This is a genomic window from Frankia sp. AvcI1 (assembly GCF_001420875.1).
GTDB lineage: Bacteria > Actinomycetota > Actinomycetes > Frankiales > Frankiaceae > Frankia > Frankia alni.
This window is the reverse complement of the sequence record NZ_LJFZ01000021.1, coordinates 14,043-17,840: the sequence shown is the minus strand read 5'-3', so window position 1 is coordinate 17,840 and position 3,798 is coordinate 14,043. Positions and strand designations below refer to the sequence as shown.

General features: G+C 68.3%; 1 protein-coding gene. It reads right to left on the bottom strand.

The genetic code is table 11. The features are described 5' to 3' along the window. Nucleotides 1-1,594: 1,594 nt before the first annotated feature. A complete protein-coding gene (locus tag UK94_RS20430; protein ID WP_055751125.1) occupies nucleotides 1,595-2,038 on the bottom strand; it encodes a YbaB/EbfC family nucleoid-associated protein in 444 nt (147 codons plus the stop codon). Nucleotides 2,039-3,798: the final 1,760 nt, after the last annotated feature.

Genomic DNA, 3,798 nt, shown 5'->3' with positions numbered 1-3,798 from the left:
CGTTGTGCAGGCTGGGCGTATGCTCTTGGGGACCGTCGAGCGGACCGCCGGGGGGCAGATGCGAATCCGCCCCGTCGGCCGGCCCGGTCGCGCCGGCCGACGGACCGTCTCCGCCACGGCTCCCGACGGGGCCGTCACCGCCTCCGTCGTCATCGGGCCCGCCGCTTTGGTCCAGGTTGAGATTCGAGTCCGCCGGTCCCGGGCCGAGGTTGTTGAGATTCAGATTCTTCAGAATAGCGGCTATTTCGGGATCGATGGCGGGTGGTTTTCCGCCGCGCATTCCCTTACCGAATAGGCCAGCCAAATGCTCTGTGCTGCCCTCGACGGAGCCGGAGAGCAGATCGTCGACGACGGAGGCGATTCCCCACTGCCCATCCACCGCTCCGCTGGCGAAGATTCCGCCGCCGGCCTCCGTCAACCCGGAGACGAGAGTCGCGACGGCCAGACCGGCGAGGGGGTTGTCGACGCCCTTGTCGATGCCCATGTTTTTCAGCCACTGATCCACCTTGCCCATGGCTGGTTTCATGCCGGGCAGGGACAAGATGGAGAAGGCGGCGGCGGCGAACCCGTACTCGACCATGTGCCCGATCTCGCCGCCGTCCAGACCGCCTCGCTTGCCGGCCAGGATCTGCCACGCCTGGGCCACGATCGACGAACCGGGCATGAACAACATCTGCATCGCGGTGATCTTCGATGCCGTCTTGGCCGTCTCCAGGGAGAGAATGCGCTGGATGATCGTCCGGGTTTCGGCGATGCGGGCGGCCGCGTCCGCCTCGTCGCCGAACGCGGCCTCGATCGCCGCGATCGCCAGCTGGATCTGCATGAAGATGAACATGACGAAGCCCTGCTTGCGGGTGTAGTCAATCTGCAGGGCCTGGCCGCGCAGCAGCGTGGCCGCCGACTTCAGCAGCATGNCGGCCTGAAGCAGGAGCTTCGGGTCGCTGATGACGAACGGCAGCGTCTGGGCGGTGAACCGCCGCCCGGCCTGACCGTGCACGCCGCTCTGGACCGCGCGGACGATCTGCGTCAACTCCGGCGACAACGTGTTGAGGACTACGTCGCCCTTGCGGTCAAGGTCGTCGGCCAGGGCCCACATCTTGTTCGGATCGGCGCCGGGAAGCCGCATTCCGGTGAAGGCGTAGATGGCCTCGTCCAGGGACTTGGACATCCGTTCACCTCCGCAACCCGGCGCCGATCACGACAACACCCACGAACGGCCGCCGCGGGACAGCGGCCGATACCCGGGCCTCGCAGTGCTGTCAGCCGTGATGGCCGCCCGGGGACTCCCAGCCCGCCTCCTCGGTCGTTTCGCCCTCGGTCGTGTCGCCGATCTGGCGCACGACGGACAGCCGATCGCCCTGCAGGCCGACCGCCTCCCCAAGCGCCCCGTAAATCTTCCCGAAGGCGTCCATCAACTGCTGGAACGACGACTCCGCGTACAGGGACACCTCGTCCTTCGCGCCCTTGGCGAAACTGTTCCGGGCGATGGTGTCGGCCAGNTCGCCACCCAGATCGGTCACCTGCTGGCGGAACGTGCTGAGCATCGGCACCTTCTGCGCGATCTCGTCGCCGTCGTGGCGTATCACCTCGTCGCTCACCGCCAGCGCCCGTCTTCCTCGGGCGGAGCAAGCTCGCGGCCGTCGTCGGGCATGTTCCGGGTGAACATCCCGAGCAGCTCCTCCACGAGTTCCTCCGCCGACCCGGCCTCGGCCAGGCCGCCCACGGGAGACGGCAGTTCCAGCATCAGTTCCTGCATGCCGGCCAGGACACGCCGACGGACCTCCTGACGAGCCCGCTCGATCGTCTTCACCAGGAGATCGGCCAGCTCGGCCGGGGCGAGATCCCGGTAGCCGTCACCGCGGAAGGTGAGATCACGAATCTCGCCCTGGCCACCGACGGTGACCGAGAGCAGCTTGTTCTTGTCGCTCGTCCGGTAGCTCGTCTCCGCGCCCTGCCGCCGGATCCGCTCCGTGACCTCCTCGGTGTGCGCCAGCTCGGCCAGCGCGGCTTCCACCTGGCTTTCGTCGAACAGCGCCATCGCGCCTCCTTTCCTGCATCAACGCCCGGCGGTGTCAACGCCCGGCGGTGTCAACGCCCACGGCGGGTGCGGCTGCGATCGGGGGTGGGCGGCACCGGCGTCGGGCCGGCGGGACGGTCGGACTCGGCGTCGGCGGGGCTGTCGCCGCGGCCCACGACAGCCGGTGCGCATTCGGGGTCCGTGCCCCACACCTCCTCGTCCTCCGTGAGCCACGTGTTGCGCTGCCGTTCCTTGGGCTGCTGGCCCTGGCCGCCGCCGAGCCCGCCCATGCCGCCCATCGGCATGAACGGCATCCCACCGGACATGGGCGACCCCTTGAGACTCATCGACCCGTCGGCGCCCCCCAGACCGCCGGCTCCCGCCAGGTCGCCCAGCCCGGTGGTCCCGTCCTGGCCGAGAAGGGAACTGTNGCCCGTCCCGAGTGGCTGTGAATTCGGCAGGGAGACGCCAGCCGTTCCGAAGCCCGCGCCGCCGACTCCGGGAACCGTCCGGGCCATCGGCTGCTGGATGTTCCCGACCTGCACTCCCGAGCCGGCGGCGAGGTCGTACGGGTCGGGAGGGCTCACATCCAGACCGTCGACCGCCGTGGGGAAGTATGTTTTCGGCGTCTCGTTGCCAGCCAGACCGGACGGGTTGAGCAGGCCGTTGTCGCCGAATCCGGCGCCGCCGACGGAGTCCGGGCCGAGCGTCGGCAGCGTGTTCATGCCGGCCCCGGTCGTGGCGTTCGGGCCGAGCAGACCCGCGTGCTGCAGCGTGTTCAGCTCGCTCGGAGTCACCGGCACCGAGTCCAGCAGGCCGTTCTGCTGCAGGTCGGCGAGCTGGGCCGGGCTGAGGTCACCGAGCGAGTCGATGCCGGTCGCGTTGGGGCCGAGCAGGCCGTCCTGACGCAACTGGTTGAGNTGCGCATCCGTGACCGGCACGTTGTCCAACGCGCCGGAGGAGCCGAGTTCGGCCAGTTGCGCCGGGCTCAGATCACCCAGGTCATGCGGCGTGCCGTCGGCTGCTCCGAGCAGACCGGCGTCGCCCAGGGTCTGCAGATTCTGCGGTGTGAGCGGGACATCGTTGAGCAGACCATCCCGCTGCAACTCCTGGAGCTGCTGGGGGCTGAGGTCGCCCAGGGTCTGGGCGCCGGGAGCGGCGAGACCCGCCTGCTCCAGCGCCGCCGACTGCTCCGGGGTCAACGGCACGCCGTCGAGCTGCCCGGCCTGCTGAAGCGTGCTGAGCTGCTGGGGGCTGAGGTCGCCCAGCGTCTTCGGTACGGAGTCGTTGAGGCCGCCGAGGTCCTCCCCGTCGCCGAGTCCGTTGCGCCCGCCGCCGGTGAGGCTGTTCGGGCTGTTCAGCCCGGCGAGCGCCGCCGGGCCGCCGACCAGGCCGGACAGGTCGCCCCCCGGCCCGTTCGGACCGTTACCCAGGTTGTCGTTCAGCCCGTCGTTCAAGCCGTTGCCGACGTTGTCGTTCAGCCCGGTCAGACCATTACCCAGACCGTTCAGACCGTTACCCAGGTTGTCGTTCAACCCGGTCAGACCGTTACCCAGACCGTTCAGACCGTTACCCAGGTTGTCGTTCAACCCGTTCAGTCCGTCACCCAGACCGTCGAAGTTCTTGTTAAGCCCGTTGTTCAGGTCGTTCAGGTCGTCGTTCAGGCCGTTGTTCATGTCGTTCAGACCGTTGTTCAGGTCATTCAGGTCACCGTTCAGACCGTTGTTCAGGTCGTTCAGGCCGTTGTTCAGACCGTTGTTCATGTCGTTCAGGCCGTTGTT